16 protein-coding genes are annotated in these 19,748 nt (G+C 64.1%); 15 read left to right on the top strand and 1 reads right to left on the bottom strand.

Features of this window, described 5'->3' with window-relative positions; genetic code table 11:
* Positions 1–88 precede the first annotated feature (88 nt).
* The 6 genes from KG104_RS14240 (at position 89) to glmM (ending at position 5,501) form a co-directional block, all read left to right on the top strand.
* Complete coding sequence (locus KG104_RS14240) at positions 89–1,099, top strand: DNA-directed RNA polymerase subunit alpha (RefSeq protein WP_104052714.1); 1,011 nt, start codon at positions 89–91, stop codon at positions 1,097–1,099.
* A gap of 66 nt (positions 1,100–1,165) precedes the next feature.
* Positions 1,166–1,708, top strand: coding sequence for a 50S ribosomal protein L17 (gene rplQ, locus KG104_RS14235; protein WP_104160437.1), 543 nt, complete (start codon positions 1,166–1,168; stop codon positions 1,706–1,708).
* Positions 1,709–1,745: 37 nt separating this feature from the next.
* Positions 1,746–2,687 carry a tRNA pseudouridine synthase A gene (locus tag KG104_RS14230; RefSeq protein ID WP_207347908.1) on the top strand — a complete coding sequence of 314 codons (942 nt, stop codon included), beginning with the start codon at positions 1,746–1,748 and terminating at the stop codon, positions 2,685–2,687.
* 242 nt (positions 2,688–2,929) lie between these two features.
* Positions 2,930–3,373, top strand: coding sequence for a 50S ribosomal protein L13 (gene rplM / locus KG104_RS14225; RefSeq protein ID WP_104052711.1), 444 nt, complete (start codon positions 2,930–2,932; stop codon positions 3,371–3,373).
* 40 nt (positions 3,374–3,413) lie between these two features.
* Entirely contained in the window at positions 3,414–3,911 is a 498-nt protein-coding gene (gene rpsI / locus KG104_RS14220) for a 30S ribosomal protein S9 (RefSeq protein ID WP_104052710.1), read from the top strand.
* A gap of 225 nt (positions 3,912–4,136) precedes the next feature.
* On the top strand, positions 4,137–5,501 hold the full coding sequence (gene glmM, locus KG104_RS14215) for a phosphoglucosamine mutase (protein WP_104052709.1): 1,365 nt from the start codon (positions 4,137–4,139) through the stop codon (positions 5,499–5,501).
* A gap of 24 nt (positions 5,502–5,525) precedes the next feature.
* Here the strand turns inward: glmM and coaA are convergent, their stop codons facing one another.
* The gene (coaA, locus tag KG104_RS14210) at positions 5,526–6,443 is read right to left on the bottom strand and encodes a type I pantothenate kinase (RefSeq protein ID WP_216202377.1); all 918 of its coding nucleotides are present in this window, start codon (positions 6,441–6,443) and stop codon (positions 5,526–5,528) included.
* A 206-nt stretch (positions 6,444–6,649) separates the two neighbouring features.
* Here coaA and glmS point away from each other — a divergent pair, with 206 nt between their 5' ends.
* The 9 genes from glmS to tsaE all read left to right on the top strand — a co-directional run bounded on the left by glmS (position 6,650) and on the right by tsaE (position 19,730).
* Entirely contained in the window at positions 6,650–8,545 is a 1,896-nt protein-coding gene (gene glmS, locus KG104_RS14205; protein WP_104052707.1) for a glutamine--fructose-6-phosphate transaminase (isomerizing), read from the top strand.
* Entirely contained in the window at positions 8,545–8,895 is a 351-nt protein-coding gene (locus tag KG104_RS14200; RefSeq protein ID WP_104052706.1) for a holo-ACP synthase, read from the top strand. Before glmS ends, KG104_RS14200 begins: the two co-directional genes overlap by 1 nt.
* Before the next feature lie 9 nt (positions 8,896–8,904).
* Positions 8,905–10,509 (top strand): NAD(P)H-hydrate epimerase, encoded by a 1,605-nt coding sequence (locus KG104_RS14195; protein ID WP_104052705.1) that lies wholly within the window; start codon positions 8,905–8,907, stop codon positions 10,507–10,509.
* Positions 10,510–10,568: 59 nt separating this feature from the next.
* The gene (gene glgX / locus KG104_RS14190) at positions 10,569–12,758 is read left to right on the top strand and encodes a glycogen debranching protein GlgX (protein WP_104052704.1); all 2,190 of its coding nucleotides are present in this window, start codon (positions 10,569–10,571) and stop codon (positions 12,756–12,758) included.
* Entirely contained in the window at positions 12,755–15,094 is a 2,340-nt protein-coding gene (gene treY / locus KG104_RS14185) for a malto-oligosyltrehalose synthase (RefSeq protein ID WP_104052703.1), read from the top strand. The genes glgX and treY overlap by 4 nt, the downstream gene beginning before the upstream one ends.
* The gene (treZ, locus tag KG104_RS14180; protein ID WP_104052702.1) at positions 15,091–16,845 is read left to right on the top strand and encodes a malto-oligosyltrehalose trehalohydrolase; all 1,755 of its coding nucleotides are present in this window, start codon (positions 15,091–15,093) and stop codon (positions 16,843–16,845) included. Before treY ends, treZ begins: the two co-directional genes overlap by 4 nt.
* Before the next feature lie 3 nt (positions 16,846–16,848).
* Positions 16,849–17,895 (top strand): L-glyceraldehyde 3-phosphate reductase, encoded by a 1,047-nt coding sequence (mgrA, locus tag KG104_RS14175; protein WP_207347909.1) that lies wholly within the window; start codon positions 16,849–16,851, stop codon positions 17,893–17,895.
* A 90-nt stretch (positions 17,896–17,985) separates the two neighbouring features.
* A complete protein-coding gene (alr, locus tag KG104_RS14170) occupies positions 17,986–19,152 on the top strand; it encodes an alanine racemase (protein WP_237688602.1) in 1,167 nt (388 codons plus the stop codon).
* On the top strand, positions 19,149–19,730 hold the full coding sequence (gene tsaE / locus KG104_RS14165; protein WP_207347910.1) for a tRNA (adenosine(37)-N6)-threonylcarbamoyltransferase complex ATPase subunit type 1 TsaE: 582 nt from the start codon (positions 19,149–19,151) through the stop codon (positions 19,728–19,730). The genes alr and tsaE overlap by 4 nt, the downstream gene beginning before the upstream one ends.
* The last annotated feature ends 18 nt before the right edge of the window (positions 19,731–19,748 follow it).

The following is a 19,748-nucleotide window of genomic DNA, read 5'->3' as shown; positions in this document are numbered from 1 at the left end:
GTCCAAGACGCCCGCGGAAGACCCGTCGTCGTCGTTTCCACCATTTGTGTTGCGTCATATAGCGGACGCTCGCTGAAAGGAAATGCAAGTGCTCATTGCACAGCGCCCCACCCTCACTGAAGAAGTCGTAGCGGACAACCGTTCACGGTTCATCATCGAACCGCTGGAACCCGGTTTCGGCTACACCCTCGGCAACTCCCTCCGCCGTACGCTCCTGTCCTCGATCCCCGGTGCTGCAGTAACCAGCATTCGGATCGACGGCGTGCTGCACGAGTTCACCACGGTTCCGGGCGTGAAGGAAGATGTCACTGAGATCATCCTGAACGTCAAGAACCTGTCGGTCTCCTCCGAGCACGACGAGCCCGTTGTCGCCTACCTGCGCAAGCAGGGCCCCGGCGTCGTAACGGCTGCGGACATCGCTCCGCCGGCCGGCGTGGAGTTCCACAACCCGGATCTGCACATTGCCACCCTGAATTCGAAGGGTAAGTTCGAGCTCGAACTGACCATCGAACGCGGACGCGGCTATGTTTCCGCCAGCCAGAACAAGTCCGGTGACCAGGAGATCGGCCGCATTCCGGTTGACTCCATCTACTCGCCGGTCCTGAAGGTGACCTTCCGCGTGGAGGCCACCCGTGTTGAACAGCGCACCGACTTCGATCGCCTGATCGTTGACGTTGAGACCAAGGATGCCATTGCACCGCGCGACGCCGTCGCCTCTGCCGGCACCACCCTGGTTGAACTGTTCGGCCTGGCCCGTGAACTGAACAGTGCTGCTGAAGGTATTGAAATCGGTCCGAGCCCCACGGATGCCGCCCTGGCAGCCGACATGGCCCTGCCGATCGAAGACCTTGAGCTCACGGTGCGTTCCTACAACTGCCTCAAGCGTGAAGGCATCCACACTGTGGGTGAACTCGTTGCCCGCTCCGAGGCTGACCTGATGGACATTCGCAACTTCGGTGCAAAGTCCATTGATGAGGTAAAGGCAAAGCTGGTCGAGCTCGGTCTGTCCCTGAAGGATTCCCCTCCCGGATTTGATCTGGCCGCCCGTGCCGCAGCTATTGAAGAGGACGAGTCCGAATACTCGGACGACGAGCTCTAACACACGCAAAATATTGCCGTCCGGGCCACAAGAGCTCCGTTCGGCACCGTTTGAGGAGAAAATGTAATGCCTACACCCACCAAGGGTAAGCGCCTCGGAGGCAGCCCGGCCCACCAGCGCCTGATGCTGGCGAACCTGGCTGCCCAGCTGTTCGAGCACAAGCAGATCACCACCACGGTGACGAAGGCCAAGCGCCTGCGTCCCTACGCCGAGCGTCTGATCACGTTCGCAAAGCGCGGAGACCTGTCTTCCCGCCGCCGCGTCCTGGGCCTGATCTCGGACAAGGGTATTGTCCACGAGCTCTTCACCGACATTGCTCCGGCAGTCGAGAAGCGCGACGGCGGCTACACCCGCATCACCAAGATCGGCAACCGCAAGGGCGACAACGCTCCCATGGCTGTCATCGAACTGGTTCTCGAACCCCTCTCGGCCAAGCAGGCCGTAGTGGCTGAAGCTGAAACCGCTGCTGCTGTTTCCGCTCCGGTCGAGTCCGCTGAATCTGCAGAGTCCGCCGAATCGGCCGACTCCGCTGAGTCCGCAGATTCCGCTGAGTCTGCCGACTCCGCCGACTCCGCTGACGAAGCAGTGGAAACCGAAGAGAAGAAGTAATTTTCGCTTCAGCACTCAGTCCCTTAATATTGAGGGCATGAGTAACGATAGGCCCGCCGTACCTTCCCAGGACGGCGGGCTTTTTCGTGTCCGGATGGACCTGTCCTACGACGGCGCGCCGTTCTACGGCTGGGCCTGCCAGGACGGCCTGCCAACGGTTCAGGGAAGCCTTGAGGCGGCCCTGGAGGTATTGATCAGGAGGACTGTCCGGGTAACCGTCGCCGGACGCACGGATTCCGGCGTCCATGCCCGCGGGCAGGTGGTCCATTTCGACCTCACCGGCCCCGAATGGGCGGGGTTGCCCCGCGGAGCAGCCCTTACCCCGGAAGAGGCCCTCATCCGGCGTCTGCGCGGCATCCTGAACAAGGACCTCACCATGCCGCTGCGCAAGGCGAAAGCCTCCAAGCGCGCCATCCACGCCATGGAGGGAGCTATTGCGGTCCATTCGGCTTCCCTCGCGCCGGAGGGGTTCGACGCGCGGTTCTCGGCACTCTGGCGCCGGTACAGCTACCGGATCGCAGACCGTGAAGCCGGCCGCGATCCGCTGACCAGGGCAGTGACCCTGTGGCATGACTTTTCCCTCGACGAGCACCGGATGAACGCAGCTGCCGATACAGTTCTGGGCATTCGGGATTTCCTGTCTTTCTGCAAGCCGCGCACCGGTGCCACCACGGTTCGGGAGCTCCAGGAGTTCTCCTTCCTCAGGCGGCCCGACGGCGTCATGGAAGCGCATCTGCGTGCCGATGCCTTCTGCCACAACATGGTTCGCTCCCTCGTGGGGGGCGCCATCCTCGTGGGAGCGGGGGAGCGGCCCCCGGAATGGCTGGCCACGAGACTCCAGGCACGGGTCCGGGATTCCAAGTCGCTGCTTGCCCCTCCGCATCCGCTGATCCTGGAAGAGGTCCGGTATCCGCCGGAGGGCGAAATGCAGCTGAGGGCGGAGAATACGCGCGCCAGGCGTGCCATCCCCGGTTTTTGACCTGGCCCGGGAAGCAGGCTATTGTTTATAGTCGTTGTGCGTGTCCTACCTCGATAGGTCTATGCCCACGGGAGCGGCTCAGTTGCAGAGCCACCTGGCCCCGGGGAAATAGCCGAGTACATCAGGACCACTGGTTACATCAGTCCTCACCTGACCATCCGGTAAACGCATAGAGAAGCTGCGGAACATGTGGCATCCATATGGTCCGCGCCACCTAAGAAGAAGAAACGAAGGCAAACACCGTGCGTACGTACACCCCGAAGCCCGGCGACATCAACCGCCAGTGGCACGTCATTGACGCCACCGACGTTGTCCTAGGCCGTCTTGCCAGCCAGACCGCAACACTGCTGCGCGGAAAGCACAAGCCGACCTTCGCTCCCCACATGGATATGGGCGATTTCGTCATCATCATCAACGCTGAGAAGGTTGCCCTGACCGGCGCCAAGCTCGAACAGAAGCGTGCCTACCGCCACTCGGGTTACCCGGGCGGTCTGTCCTCCGTCAACTACGCAGAACTGCTGGAGTCGAATCCGGTACGTGCAGTTGAGAAGGCCATCCGCGGCATGCTGCCCAAGAATTCCCTGGCTGCACAGCAGATCAGCAAGCTCAAGGTCTACCGCGGTGCGGAGCACCCGCATGGAGCCCAGCAGCCCAAGACCTTCGAAATCACCCAGGTCGCCCAGTAGTTCTGGCCCCGCCAACTAAAGAATTAATTCAAGGAGAATCGTGGCTCAGAACACTGAAGAGCTGAATGAATCAACCGAGGAGCTTTCCAGCTACACCTCGGAAACCCCTGATGCAGCCGAGGCTGCTGTCAAGGAACGCCCGGCACTGACGGTCTCCGGCTCTGCCGTTGGCCGCCGCAAGCAGGCAATTGCCCGCGTGCGCGTTGTCCCGGGCACCGGCAAGTGGCTGGTTAACGGCCGCGAGCTGGCTGCTTACTTCCCGAACAAGCTGCACCAGCAGGACGTCAACGAGCCCTTCAAGGTCCTGGACCTCGACGGCGCCTACGACGTTATTGCCCGCATCCACGGTGGTGGCCCCTCCGGCCAGGCCGGTGCGCTGCGCCTGGGTGTTGCTCGTTCGCTGAATGAGATCGACCGCGAGAACAACCGCCCGACCCTGAAGAAGGCCGGTTACCTGACTCGTGACGCCCGCGTCATCGAGCGCAAGAAGGCCGGTCTCAAGAAGGCCCGTAAGGCACCGCAGTACTCCAAGCGCTAATTCAGCGCTTCTCCAAGCGCCGAGGCGTTTGGACCAAAAGGCCGTCCGCATCAGCGGGCGGCCTTTTGGCGTTTTTGGACGTGATCTTCGACGCGGAAACCGTGTACTTTCGCCCCGCTTGCGCAGGCCACTTAGTAGGCCGAGCCAATCCAGTGGCACAATAGCCCAGTGGGCCGCCCCGTTCGGCGGCCTCATGCCCTGCCCCCTGTTTGAGGATTATGTGCGATGACTAGATTGTTTGGAACCGACGGCGTCCGTGGCCTGGCCAATGGCCTGATCACCGCCGAAGTGGCCCTGGGCCTGGCGCAGGCGGCCGCCGTCGTTTTGGGGCACCGGCGTGTAGAAAACGGCCGCAGGCCGGTTGCGGTAGTAGCCCGTGATCCCCGAATCAGCGGAGACTTCATCTCGGCGGCCGTGGAAGCCGGACTGGCCAGCTCCGGCGTGGACGTCTTTGATGCCGGCGTGCTCCCCACCCCGGCAGCGGCCTTCCTGGTCGCGGACCTGAATGCAGACTTTGGCGTGATGATTTCCGCATCGCACAATGCAGCCCCGGACAACGGCATCAAATTCCTGGCGCGCGGCGGGCAGAAGCTCGACGACGCCGCTGAAGACGACATTGAAACTGAGATGACCAAGCCGAACCTGCGGCCCACCGGAGCCGAAGTTGGCCGGATCCACCGCTTTGCGGACGCGGAAGACCGGTATGTCATCCACCTGCTGCAGACACTGCCGAACCGGCTTGACGGACTGAAGGTGGTACTGGACTGCGCCAACGGTGCCGCCAGCGGCTGTTCTCCCCAGGTCTTCGCGGACGCCGGTGCCGAGGTAATTGTCATTGGTGCGGATCCGGACGGGATCAACATCAATGACGGCTGCGGCTCAACGCACCTGGAGAAACTGCAGGCTGCGGTCTTGGAACACGGCGCGGACATGGGTGTTGCCCACGACGGCGACGCCGACCGCTGCCTCGCCGTGGACCATGAGGGCACGGTCGTGGACGGCGACCAGATCATGGCAATCATGGCGGTCTCCCTGAAAGCAGCCGGCAAGCTCAAGGACGACGCGCTGGTGGCGACCGTCATGAGCAACCTGGGCCTGAAGCTTGCGCTGAGGGAAGCCGGCATCAGCGTGCGGGAAACCGGAGTGGGGGACCGGTACGTCCTGGAAGGTATGCGCGAAGGCGGCTACAGCCTGGGCGGCGAGCAGTCCGGGCACGTCATTTTCTCCGAGTACGCAACCACGGGCGACGGTGTCCTTACCGGCCTGCAGCTCGCCGCGCAGGTCAAGCGGACCGGACGTACGCTCAAGGAACTGGCCGGCATCATGACCAAGCTTCCCCAGGTCCTGATCAACGTCAAGGGCGTCGACAAGGCTGCCGTGGACAGCAACGAGGCTGTCCGGCAGGCCGTAGCGGACGCCCAGTCAGTTTTGGGGGAAACGGGCCGGGTCCTGCTGCGCCCCTCGGGAACCGAGCCCCTGGTCCGCGTGATGGTTGAAGCGGCGGACATGGAGACTGCGGCCTCGATTGCCTCCAAGCTCGCAGAGACTGTCGAGAACAATCTCGCGTTGGAGCCCTACGCCCGGGCATGACCCGAAAATCCCGCGGGCGCAGTCCTAGGTCTTGCGCAGGAGCATGCGGCTCACCGAGTGGTCCGCATCCTTGGTGAGAACCAGCTGGGCGCGCCCGCGCGTGGGCAGCACATTGGTGATGAGGTTGGGCTCGTTGATGCGCTTCCAGATGTCCAGGGCGGTTGCCCGGGCCTGCTCATCCGTCAGGTCTGCGTAACGGTGGAAATAGGATTCCGGGTCCGCAAAGGCTCCGCCGCGCAGAGACTGGAAACGCTGGACGTACCATTCCTCGATGTACGAGGTCCGGGCGTCGACGTAGATCGAGAAATCGAAAAAGTCGCTCAGGGCAAGGCCGGCCCGGCCGTCGGCGCGTGTCCGGGCCGGCGCAAGAACGTTCAGCCCCTCAACAATCAGCACATCCGGCCGCCGGACAACAATCTCCTCGCCCGGGACGATGTCGTAGGTCAGGTGTGAGTACCGCGGTGCCCGCACTTCCTCGGCACCGCTCTTGATGGCGCTGACAAAACGCAGCAGGGCACGACGGTCGTAGGACTCCGGAAAGCCCTTGCGCTGCATCAGGCCGCGCCGTTGCAGCTCGGCGTTTGGATACAGAAAACCGTCGGTGGTGATGAGCTCCACATTTGGCGTGTCCGGCCAGCGCCGCAGCATCTCCCGCAGGACGCGTGCGGTAGTGGACTTGCCCACAGCCACGGAGCCGGCCAGGCCGATGACGAAAGGAGTCCGGGTGGTCTTCTCACCCAGGAAAGTGGTGGTGGCGCTGTGCAGGCGCCCGGCGGCTGCAACGTAGAGGTTCAGCAGGCGCGAAAGAGGAAGATAAACCTCGCGCACTTCATCAAGGTTCAGTTTCTCGCCCAAACCGCGCAGCCGCAGGATGTCATCCTGGTTCAGCGGTGACCGGATTTCGTTGGAAAGCCGGGACCACGTCTGCCGGTCGAGTTCCACAAACGGCGTAAAGCCGCTGTCCCCTCCGTTCCCGGAAGAGCTCTTGGCTGACGGGGTCTGACCTGAGTTTGATGTTCGGTCGCTCACTTTATGATTCTGCCCTGCCGCGCACCCAATCCAAAACGGAGCGCCCGGCGGCGCGGTGGAGCCCCGGAGCCCGGTCCCGCTTTGGCGTTGCAGGAGCAGTTGCCGGTACTCTTAGCCGTATGTGTGGAATCGTTGGATATGCAGGCCGCCGCCCCAGTGCCGCCGCCGCAGAGCAGGTCAAGAGTCATGAACACGGCGCCCTTGATGTGGTCATGGAAGGCCTGCGCCGCCTGGAATACCGCGGCTACGATTCCGCCGGCGTGGCAGTGCTGACTGACAACGGAATCGAATCCCGCAAAAAGTCAGGCAAGCTCGCCAACCTGGTTGCGGAACTCACCGCCGCACCGCTGCCCGAGGCGACCACCGGCATCGGCCACACCCGCTGGGCAACCCATGGCGGACCCACCGACGAGAACGCACACCCGCACTTGGCCGATGAAGGCCGCCTCGCGCTGATCCACAACGGCATCATCGAAAACTTCGCGGAACTCAAAGCCGAACTGCTCGACGCCGGAGCGCAGTTCCTCTCCGAAACGGACACCGAAGTAGCCGCTGCCCTGCTGGCCGCCATCTACCGCGGGGAGGGCGGGGGAGACCTGGCTCTTTCCATGCAGCTGGCCTGCCGCCGGCTGGAAGGTGCCTTCACGCTTCTGGCTATTCACGCTGACTCGCCCGACGTCGTCGTCGCGGCGCGCCGCAACTCTCCGCTCGTCGTCGGGCTCGGCGACGGTGAAAACTTCCTGGGCTCGGATGTTTCCGGCTTCATCGACTTCACCCGCCGTGCCGTTGAACTGGGACAGGACCAGATCGTCACCATCACCCCCGAAACGGTGGAAATCACCGATTTCTTCGGCAACCCGGCCACGGGCACGGAATTCGAGGTCAACTGGGACGCCGCGGCCGCGGAAAAGGGCGGATACCCCTCCTTCATGGAGAAGGAAATCAACGATCAGCCGCAGGCGGTGGGGGACACCCTGCTGGGCCGCTCCGACGCGGAGGGCCGTTTGACCCTGGACGAGCTGCGCATCGACCCCGAAGAGCTCAAGTCCATCAACAAGATCATGGTGCTGGCCTGCGGTACCTCCGCCTATGCCGGACAGGTGGCCAAGTACGCCATTGAGCACTGGTGCCGGATCCCCGTGGAAGTGGAGCTCAGCCACGAGTTCCGCTACCGCGATCCGATTGTGGACGGGAACACGCTGATCGTGGCGATCTCCCAGTCCGGCGAGACCATGGACACGCTGATGGCCGTCCGCTACGCCAAGGAGCAGGGCGCCAAGGTTCTGGCCATCTGCAACACCAACGGCTCCACTATCCCGCGCGAGTCCGACGCCGTGCTGTACACGCACGCTGGTCCGGAAATCGCCGTGGCCTCCACCAAGGCTTTCCTGGCGCAGATCACCGCCGCCTACCTGCTGGGCCTGTACCTTGCCCAGCTGCGCGGAGATAAGTTCCAGGGCGAAATCAAGGACCTGCTGACCGATCTTGCGAAGGTTCCCGCCAAGATCCAGCAGGTGCTGGACAACTCAGGACAAATCAAGGAACTGGCCGAGATGATGGCCGACACCAAGTCCGTGCTGTTCCTGGGCCGCCACGTTGGCTTCCCGGTGGCCATGGAAGGTGCCCTGAAGCTGAAGGAACTGGCTTACATCCACGCCGAAGGCTTCGCCGCCGGCGAGCTCAAGCACGGTCCGATCGCCCTGATCGAAGAAGGCCAGCCGGTCTTTGTGGTGGTTCCCTCCCCGCGCGGCCGCGATTCGCTGCACGCCAAGGTGGTTTCCAACATCCAGGAGATCCGCGCCCGCGGCGCCAAGACCATCGTGATCGCAGAAGAGGGCGACGACGCAGTGAAGGCCTACGCCGAGTACGTGTTCTATGTACCGGAAACGCCGACGCTGCTGGCCCCGCTGCTGACCACCGTTCCGCTGCAGATCTTCGCCTGCGCACTGGCCACGGCCAAGGGCTTCGACGTGGATCAGCCGCGTAACCTCGCCAAGTCCGTCACGGTCGAATAATGATCGTCGGCATCGGCGTGGACGTCGTGGACGTGCCGCGCTTCGGCCGCCAGCTGGAGCGGACCCCCGGCCTGCGTGCCCGGCTGTTTGTGCCGGCCGAGCGTGAACTGAACCTGCGGTCCCTTGCGGCACGCTTCGCAGCGAAGGAAGCGGTTGCCAAGGCCCTCGGGGCGCCGGCCGGCATGAACTGGCAGGACTGCCAGGTGGATCTTGACGCCGCCGGAGCCCCCGCCGTCAGCGTGCGCGGCACGGTGGCGGCTGCCGCGGAGGCCAAGGGCGTGCGGGTCTGGCACCTGTCCCTGAGCCACGACGGCGACGTTGCCACAGCAATGGTGGTTGCCGAGAGCTAGTCTGTAGGCATGATCAGTGCCTACTCCGGCACCGCTGTGCGGGCCGCTGAAAAACCCCTGCTCGAGGCCGGAAACGGTCCAGCACTGATGCAGCGGGCAGCGTACGGGCTGTACGCTGCCTGCGCCCGGGAACTGCTGGAGCGGCGAGGTTTCCTGTACGGGGCGCGCGTGACTGTGCTGGCAGGCGCCGGCAACAACGGCGGCGACGCGCTCTTCGCCGGAGCGAGGCTGGGCCGCCGCGGCGCAGCCGTTACGGCCGTCCTTACCTCGGCTGTCTCCCATCCACAGGCACTGGCCGCCTTCCGGTCCGCCGGCGGCAGGACCGTAGAGCTTTCAAGCGCCGTTGAGGAGTGCACCCGGCTTTGTGCGGCGTCGGATCTGGTCATCGACGGCATCCTGGGCACCGGCGGCAAAGGCGGTTTGCGGGGTCCTGCCGCCGAGCTTGCCCGTGCATTCGCCGGTCTCACCTCCGGCAGCAACCCTTCACCGGTGATGATCGCCTGCGACCTTCCCAGCGGCGTGGATGCCGACACCGGCCGGGCCGACGGGGTGCATCTGGCTGCGGACCTCACCGTGACCTTCGGTGCAGCCAAAACCGGTCTGATGGCCGGACCCGGGGCGGTGGCCGCAGGCAGGATCGAAATCATCGATATCGGCCTGGGAACGGTCCCGGGGCAGGCTGTCCGCCGGCTCGAAACTGCCGACCTCAGCGGCCTGCTGCCGTCTCCGCGGAAAACAGATCAGAAATACTCCCGCGGTGTCCTCGGTATTGCGGCGGGCTCGGCAGCTTACCCCGGCGCCGCAGTGCTGGCCACCGGAGCCGCCCTGGCCACCGGCGTCGGGATGGTCCGCTATCTTGGCCCGGAATCGGTCTGCCGGCTGATCAACACCGCTCATCCGGAAGCCGTCTGCGCCACCGGAAACGTTCCCCTGGCGCACGTGCAGGCCTGGCTGGCCGGACCGGGAGCCGGAACGGATGAAGACCAGCGGCGCCGGGCACTGGAGGCCATGACCTCCGGCCTGCCCGCGGTGATCGACGCGGACGCCATTTCCTACGTGGAGCCGGGTCTCGGCCCGCAGGTGGTTTTGACCCCGCACGCCGGGGAGCTCACAGCCCTCCTCACCCGTTTGGGGGAAACGGTCACCCGGGAGCAGATCGAAGGAGATCCCCTGCGGTACGCCCGCCGCGCTGCGGAACTCACCGGGGCTACGGTGCTGCTCAAAGGCTGGGCCACGATCACTGCGTCACCCACCGGTGAAACCTACAGCCAGGCCGAGGCCACACCCTGGCTCGCGGCCGCCGGTTCAGGGGACACTCTGGCGGGAATCCTGGGTGCCCTGCTTGCCACCAACCGGTGTAATCGGGACGCCGACCTGGAGCCCCCGGCGGGGTACTACGCCGAACTGGCCGCAGCGGCAGCCAGTATCCACGGCAGGGCCGGAAACCTCGCCGCGCAGGCTGGACCGCTGGAACCATCAGCGCTCCCGGCAGCTATCCGGACCGTGTTGGGGGAGCTGGCGGCCATGCGGGAAGCATCGAAACGTGCCGGCCGACGGCCGAAAAACAGGGAGTGGCAATCGGTCCCGTTTAATGCTTTGCCCCGTCTGAGGTAAAAAAGTAAGTAGACATACTACTTTGCTTGTTGTCATCTGGAACTAGTCAGGAGCTCTACATGGAAGTTTGGCCGGGAGACGCCTATCCGCTGGGCGCTACCTACGACGGAAACGGCACCAACTTTGCGTTGTACAGCGAGGTGGCGGAGTCCGTCACGCTGTGCCTGTTTGACGACGACGGCGTCGAGACCTGTGTGCGCCTCACCGAGGTGGACGCCTATGTGTGGCACTGCTACCTGCCGCAGGTGATGCCCGGGCAGAAGTACGGCTACCGCGTTGACGGGCCCAACGATCCGGCCCAGGGCAACCGCTGCAACCCGAACAAACTGCTGCTGGACCCCTATGCGAAGGCAGTATCAGGCGAGATCGACTGGGACCAGGCGCTGTTCGGCTACAACTTCGGCGACGAAAACTCACGCAATGACGAAGACTCAGCGCCGCACATGATGATGGGCGTGGTGATCAATCCCTTCTTCGACTGGGACGGTGACCGCAAGCCCAAGATCCCGTACCACCAGTCGGTCATCTATGAAGCCCACGTCAAGGGCCTCACCGAGCGTCACCCCGAGGTTCCCGAGGAACAGCGCGGTACCTATGCCGGCGTCGCGCACCCCGCGGTGATCGCACACCTGCAGAAGCTGGGCGTCACCGCCATCGAACTGATGCCGGTGCACCAGTTCGTGAATGACTCCACGCTGCAGGAAAAAGGACTGTCGAACTACTGGGGTTACAACACCATCGGATTCTTCGCGCCCCAGAACACCTACAGCGCCACCGGTGACGACGGCCAGCAGGTCCAGGAGTTCAAGGGCATGGTTCGTGCCCTGCACCTGGCCGGCATCGAAGTTATCCTCGACGTGGTTTACAACCACACGGCAGAGGGCAACCACATGGGCCCCACGCTGTCCTTCCGCGGCATCGACAATCAGGCGTACTACCGCCTTGTCGAAGACGACAAGCGCTACTACATGGACTACACAGGGACGGGCAACTCCCTGAACGTGGGAAACCCGCACTCGCTGCAGCTGCTCATGGATTCGCTGCGCTACTGGGTCACCGAAATGCACGTTGACGGTTTCCGCTTCGACCTCGCCTCCACCCTGGCCCGCGAGTTCTACGACGTGGACAAGCTCTCCACCTTCTTCGAACTGGTGCAGCAGGACCCGGTGGTTTCCCAGGTGAAGCTGATCGCCGAGCCCTGGGACATCGGACCCGGCGGTTACCAAGTGGGCAACTTCCCTCCCCAGTGGACCGAATGGAACGGCAAGTACCGCGACACCGTGCGCGATTTCTGGCGCGGCGAGCCCTCCACCCTGGGTGAGTTTGCCTCCCGCATCACCGGGTCTGCGGACCTCTACGAGTCCTCGGCACGCCGTCCCGTGGCGTCCATCAACTTTGTCACCGCCCATGACGGCTTCACCCTGCGCGACCTCGTCTCCTACAACGAGAAGCACAACGAGGCCAACGGTGAAGACAACAACGACGGCGAGTCCCATAACCGCTCCTGGAACTGCGGAGCGGAGGGTCCCACGGATGATCCCGAGGTGCTGTCCCTGCGCGCCCGCCAGCAGCGGAACTTCCTGGCCACGCTCCTGCTGTCCCAGGGCGTTCCCATGATTGCGCACGGCGATGAGCTTGGCCGCACGCAGGAGGGCAACAACAACACGTATGCCCAGGACTCGGAGCTGAGCTGGATCGACTGGGAGAACATGGACACTCCGCTGCTCGAATTCACTGCCGCGGTCAACACCCTGCGCGCCGAACACCCCACGTTCCGCCGCCGCCGCTTCTTCGATGGCAGGCCGGTGCGCCGCGGCGAAGGCGAAGCACTGCCGGACATCGTTTGGCTGGCGGAAGACGGAAGCCCCATGACCCAGGACGACTGGGACACTCCCGTGAGCCGTTCCCTGGGCGTGTTCCTGAACGGACAGGGAATTTCCGGCCGTGATGCCCGCGGAGAGCGGATCACCGACGTGAACTTCCTGCTGTACTTCAATGCCCACGACGAGGCGGTCAAGGTCACCCTGCCGTCTCGTGAGTATGCGCCGATGTGGGACGAGGTCATTGACACGGCCGGTGAATTTGCCGATTCCGGATCCATTCCGGCGGATGCCAAAATCACCATTGCAGCCAAGTCCATGGTGGTCCTGCGTGCCCACGAAGCGGAGGAAGAGCACGACCACTCCGTGGCTGCCTCCCTCGCAGCCCTGGCCGGTTCCAAGCAGCACAGCGGCGAGGCCGCCGTATGAGGACCCCGCTGTCCACCTACCGCCTGCAGATCCGGCCGTCGTTCACGCTGTTCGACGCCGCCGAGCTGGTCCCGTATTTGAAGGATCTGGGGGTCGACTGGATTTACCTGTCACCGATCCTGACCGCCGAACCGGGTTCGGACCACGGTTACGACGTGGTTGACCCGACGGCGGTGGATCCTGCCCGCGGCGGCGCCGAAGGGCTGAAGTCCCTCTCCGCCGCCGCCCATGCCGCCGGCATGGGGGTGCTGGTGGACATTGTGCCCAACCACATGGGGGTCGCCACCCCCGCGCGGAATGACTGGTGGTGGTCGCTCCTGAAGGAAGGCCGGGGTTCCCGGTACGCCGAAGCTTTCGACGTCGACTGGGACGCGGCAGGCGGAAAACTCCGCCTGCCCGTCCTGGGCGACGGCGACAACGAGCTGGAGCAGCTGAAACTGGTCAACGACGAGCTGCACTACTACGACAACCGATACCCGGTGGCGCCGGGAACGGCGTCCGACGGCGATTCGGCCGTGGACGTCCACGCCCGCCAGCACTACGAACTGGTGAACTGGCGGCGGGCAGACAATGAACTGAACTACCGCCGCTTCTTCGGCGTGAACACCCTCGCCGGCATCCGCGTGGAGGAGCCCTGGGTCTTCGACGAATCCCACGCGGAGATCAAGCGCTGGTTTGATGAAGGACTCGTGGATGGTCTGCGGATCGACCATCCGGACGGGCTGGCCGACCCCAAGGGCTATCTGGCCCGGCTGCGGAAACTGACCGGGGGTGCCTACATCCTGGTGGAAAAGATCCTGGAGCCGGGGGAGACGCTGCCCCGGAACTGGGAAACAGAAGGAACCACCGGATATGACGCGCTGGCGGACATCGACCGGCTTTTCGTTGACCCGGCAGGCGAGGGCACCTTGACGGCCATGGTGCCCGTGGAACCGTACGCGGACATGATCCACGGCACCAAACGCGGCATCGCCGATCAGCTGCTGCACTCGGAAGTGCAGCGCCTGGTCCGGCTGCTGCCGTCGGACTCCGGGCTGGAACCGGAGACCGCAGCGGATGCACTCGCGGAACTGCTGGCCTGCTTTCCGGTGTACCGCAGTTACCTCCCGGACGGGGCAGGATATTTGACCGATGCCGTCATCGCGGCCACCGTGCGCCGGCCGGACCTGGCTGCTGCCCTGACTACCCTGGGCGGGCTGCTGAATCCGCTGGGAGCAGGGGAAACGAATGACGTCTCCCTCCAGGCCCTGGGCGAGCTTGCGGTGCGCTTCCAGCAGACCTCCGGCATGGTGATGGCCAAGGGCGTGGAAGACACTGCGTTCTACCGTTACTCACGCCTGACCTCGCTGAACGAGGTGGGTGCGGATCCGGCACATTTCGCGGTGGCACCGTCGGACCTGCACAGCAAGATGCTGCGCCGGCAGCTGGAGCAGCCCGCTGCCATGACCGCGCTGACGACGCATGACACCAAGCGCAGCGAAGACACCCGCGCCCGGATTTCGGTCCTTTCGGAGATTCCCGACGAGTGGAATGAAACCTTCACCGCTCTGGAGTCCCTGGCACCCATGGGAGATGTGCCGATGGCCAACCTGCTGTGGCAGGCGATCATCGGTGCCTGGCCGCTCAGCCGTGAGCGTGCCCATGCCTACGCTGAAAAGGCTTCGCGCGAAGCGTCGAGCAGCACCACGTGGACTGCACCCAACGCCGAGTTCGAAGAGCGCATGCACGCAGCCGTTGACGCCGCCTTCGACAACCCTGAGGTCACCGACCGCATTGAAGCGCTCGTGGAGCGGATCCTTAGTGCCGGCTACTCGAACTCCCTTTCCGCCAAGCTCCTGCAGCTGACCATGCCCGGGGTTCCGGATGTCTATCAGGGCACCGAGTTCTGGGACCGGTCGCTCGTCGATCCGGACAACCGGCGCGAAGTGGATTACGCCCGGCGCCGCGCCGTTGCCGAATCCCTGGCCGGCGGCACCGTGCAGGCACCGGACCTGGACGAAGAAGCAGCCGCCAAGCTGCTCGTCACCATGCGGGCACTGCAGCTCAAGCGCGGGCGCCCGGAGCTTTTCAGCCGCTACGTCCCCGTAGCGGTGGAAGGTACGGCGGCAGAGCATCTCTTTGCCTTCGACCGGGGCGGAGCCATTACAGCTGTCACCCGGCTGCCGCTCGGAATGGAGCGTGCCGGCGGATGGCGGGACACCGCCGTCGTGCTTGATGCGGGAACCTACCGTGACGTGCTCACGGGCCGGATGCTCGAAAGCAGCGGCCGGCTGGCGGCCGCGGATCTGTTTGAAATCTATCCGGTGGCACTACTCGTTCGGGAGGACGGCGAATGAGGACGAATTTCGACGTATGGGCGCCCAAAGCCGGCACGATGACGCTGCTGGCCGACGGCCGCAAATTGTCCATGAGCCGCGGCGAAAACGGCTGGTGGCATGCCCAGCACGCCGAACTCACCGGGGACATTGATTACGGGTACCTGATTGACGACGCGCAGACGCCGGTTCCGGATCCCCGGTCCCGGCGCCAGCCCGAGGGCGTCCATGCGCTGTCACGCACGTTCGATCCGGACGAATACCAGTGGCATGATGCGGACTGGAAATCGCCGGGCCTGGACGGCAGCGCCATCTACGAGCTGCATATCGGTACGTTCACGCCGGAAGGCACCCTGGACGCGGCCATCGGCAAGCTCGGCTACCTGGTGGACCTGGGTGTTCGGTATGTGGAACTGCTGCCGGTGAATGCTTTCAACGGAACCCACAACTGGGGTTACGACGGCGTGCTCTGGTACGCCGTGCAGGAAACCTACGGCGGTCCCGAGGCATACCAGCGGTTCGTTGACGCCGCGCATCAAGCAGGACTCGGAGTCATCCAGGACGTGGTGTACAACCACCTCGGACCCAGCGGCAACTACCTCCCGATGTTTGGTCCGTACCTCACGGAAGGCAAATCCAACACCTGGGGCGATTCGGTAAATCTGGACGGCCCGCTCTCTGACACCGTCCGGCAGTACATTGTGGACAACGTGCTGATGTGGTTCCGCGACTACCACGTGGACGGACTGCGCCTGGATGCGGTGCATGCGCTGCACGACGAGCGCGCCATCCACATCCTGGAAGAGATAGCGCAGGAAACCGAAAAGTGCGCGCGCGGTCTCGGCAAGCCGCTGTTCCTGATCGCCGAATCTGACCTGAACGATCCCCGGCTGATCAGTCCGCGGAACCTGAACGGCTACGGGCTGGACGGCCAATGGTCTGATGATTTCCACCATGCCGCACATACCAACCTCACCGGGGAAAACGGGGGTTATTACGAGGACTTCGATTCCCTCGGCGCCCTGGCCAAGGTGCTGCGGGACGGGTTCTTCCATGACAGCGGTTTCTCCTCCTTCCGTGGCCGTGCCCACGGAAGGCCCATCAACAAAGACGTGATCACTGCCCGGCAGCTTGTGACCTGCATTCAAAATCACGACCAGATTGGCAACCGGGCGGCCGGGGACAGGCTCAGCGCGAGCCTGGGTTATCCGCAGCTGGCGCTTGCCGCAGTGCTGAACCTGACCTCCCCGTTTACGCCGATGATCTTCATGGGCGAAGAATTCGGTGCCTCCACGCCCTGGCAGTTCTTTACCTCCCACCCGGAACCGGAGCTGGGCAAGGCAACGGCGGAAGGCCGGCTGCGGGAGTTTGAGCGGATGGGCTGGGACCCGGACACGGTGCCCAACCCCCAGGACCCGTCAACCTTCGCCAATTCAAAGCTGGACTGGTCCGAGGTTGAAGAGGGTGACCATGCGAAGCTGCATGCTTTGTACCAGCAGCTCCTGACGCTTCGCCGTGACCGTCTTGATCTGATGGACCCGGATCTCCGCAGCGTCAGCGTGGACTTCGACGAAGTGGGCCGGTGGCTTGTCCTGCAACGGGGAGACACCGCCGTCGTACTGAATTTCGCGGGCGATTCCCGCGAGATCCCCCTTCCGATCAGCTCTCCGCAGCTGCTGCTGGAGACGGCACCCGCGGAGCTGTATGAAGACGGTGTGCAGCTGCCCGCTTACGGCGCTGCCGTCCTCGCGACATCGAATGGCAGGATGTAATCCATGACCTACATTGCTGCGGAAAACCGCTACGATTCCATGCCCTACCGCCGCGTCGGACGCAGCGGGCTGCAGCTGCCCGCTGTATCGCTTGGACTGTGGCACAACTTTGGCGACGATAAGAACTTCGAGACCCAGCGTGCCATCCTGCGCCGGGCGTTTGATCTGGGCGTGACCCATTTCGATCTGGCGAACAACTACGGCCCGCCCTACGGCTCGGCGGAAACCAACTTTGGACGCCATTTCAAGGACGATTTCCGTCCGTACCGGGATGAACTGGTCATCTCCTCGAAGGCGGGCTACGACATGTGGCCCGGTCCCTACGGCAACTGGGGGTCCCGCAAGTACCTGCTCGCGAGCCTGGACCAGTCCCTGGAACGCATGGGCCTGGACTACGTGGACATTTTCTACAGCCACCGTCCCGATCCCGAGACGCCGCTGGAAGAGACCATGGGAGCACTGGACACCGCCGTGCGCTCCGGCCGGGCCCTGTACGCCGGCATCTCGTCCTACTCGCCGGAGAAGACCATTGAAGCTGCGCGGATCCTGCGCGACATGGGAACTCCGCTGCTGATTCACCAGCCCTCCTACTCCATGCTGAACCGCTGGGTTGAGCAGGGGGACCCGAACCTGTTCGCTGCTTTGGAGGAAGCCGGGGCGGGCTCCATCGCCTTCAGCCCGTTGGCGCAGGGTCTGCTGACCAGCAAGTACCTGAACGGGGTGCCCGAGGATTCCCGCGCCGCGGCCGGGAAATCGCTGGAGAAGTCCCAGCTGTCCGAGGACAACCTGCGGCGGGTGCGGGCACTGAACGACCTGGCGGAATCCCGCGGCCAGACGCTGGCCCAGATGGCTATTGCCTGGGTGCTGCGGCCGCAGTCCGGAGGCGGTGCCGTCACATCGGCGCTGGTGGGTGCCTCCAGCGTCCGTCAGCTTGAGGACAGCCTTGCGGCAGTGAATCGCCTCGACTTCACCGCCGAGGAACTGGCCAGCATCGACGAGTATGCGGTGGACTCCAACATCAATTTGTGGGCCTCGGCTCTGGACGCCTAACAGGTGAGGCTGCAGCCGGTTCCACCGGTTGCAGCCTCACGGGCGACCCGACCGGCGCCGGTACAGTGCGGGAAATGAAAGAATGGTCTGGTGAACGACCAACAAGTACCTCCTCCCGCTGAACGCCTCGCCCTCATAGATCTAGCCGCCGTGCGGCACAACGTCCGCCACTTTGTCCGGCTCACCAGTCCGGCCCGCGTGATGGCAATCGTCAAGGCTGATGCGTACGGCCACGGCGCGGAGCAGGTGGCACGCGCAGCATTGGAAGCCGGAGCCACTTGGCTTGGTGTCGCCCATATTTCCGAAGCGCTCGCGCTGCGAAGCGCCGGCATCTCAGCTCCGATTCTGGCCTGGCTGCATACCGTGGACACCCCCTTTGCCGAGGCAGTGGCTGCCAACGTTGATTTGGGACTTTCGGGATGGGAACTGGAGTCAGTCGTGGCCGCTGCACGGGAACTGCAGATTCCGGCACGGGTGCACCTGAAGATCGACACCGGCCTTGGCCGCAACGGCTGCCCCGAGGACAAATGGGAAGCGTTCGTTGGCCGGGCCCTGGCCTATCAGGAGGAGGGGCTGCTGCGCGTCGTCGGAATCTTCTCCCACTTTTCCGTGGCAGATGAACCGGAAAGGCCGGAGACTGACCTGCAGCTGGAGAAGTTCCGCACCGCCGTGGCAGTTGCCGAAGACGCCGGAGTGGACCATGAAGTGCGGCACATCGCTAACACTCCCGCAGCACTTTCCCGCCCCGATTCCCACTTTGACATGGTGCGGGTTGGGTTGGGCATGTACGGTCTGTCGCCCTTTCCGGAGCAGTCACCCGACGAGCTGGGCCTGCGCCCGGCCATGACCCTGAAGACCACCATCGCCAACTGCAAGGAGGTTCCCGCCGGGCAGGGTGTGTCCTATGGGCTTCGTTACACCACGCAGGAGCCCACCACACTGGCGCTGGTTCCCTTGGGCTATGCCGACGGCGTCCCCCGCGTGGGCACGGGCGGTCCCGTTTGGGTGGACGGCAATGTTTACCCGGTAGTCGGCCGGATAGCCATGGACCAGATGGTGATAGACCTTAAGGCCACCGGCATTGCAGGAACCGGCAAAGACCTCGTGGGCCGGGAAGCAGTGCTGTTCGGCGGTGTGGGAATGCCTTCCGTGGATGAATGGGCGGAGGCCTGCGGAAGCATCAACTACGAGATCATTACCAGGATCAGCTCCCGCGTTCAGCGTAAGTACACCGATTCCGAGGAGGCCGGGCTATGAGTGGAGAGTTCGCTGACACCGGCGCAGCTGAACCCGTATGGGAAGAAGAAATCCGCACTACGGATGCCCTGCAGACACAGGCCGTGGCCGAGCAGCTGGGTCACCGGCTGGCCGCAGGTGACCTCCTGCTGCTGACGGGCGAACTCGGAGCCGGTAAAACCACTTTCACCCAGGGCCTGGGCCGCGGGCTCGGTGTCCGGCCCGGAATCATTTCCCCAACCTTCGTGCTGATGCGCATCCATCCGAGCCTGGCGGACGGACCCGATCTGGTGCACGTGGATGCCTACCGGCTCGGGTCCAGCGGTGAGATTGATGACATTGACCTGGAAAACACGATGGATACCTCCGTCACCGTGGTCGAGTGGGGCCGGGGCCTGGTGGAACACCTGTCGGACAGCCGGCTGGAGGTGACGCTCCTGCGTCCCACCGGCGGCGGCACCGTGGGTGGGCAGGAGACAGGCCACCCGGTGCAGGAAGCCGCCGGCCTGAGCTTCGAGTACGACGATGATCCTGATGAAGAACGGGTGATCCGGTTCGCCGCCTACGGCCCGCGGTGGAAGGACAACCGCCTTTCCTGACCTGCCGTCGGGCTTCGA

Source organism: Arthrobacter sunyaminii (assembly GCF_018866305.1).
GTDB classification, from domain to species: domain Bacteria; phylum Actinomycetota; class Actinomycetes; order Actinomycetales; family Micrococcaceae; genus Arthrobacter_B; species Arthrobacter_B sunyaminii.
Note: the sequence above shows the minus strand (reverse complement) of the source record. Positions and strands in the feature narration are given on the sequence as shown.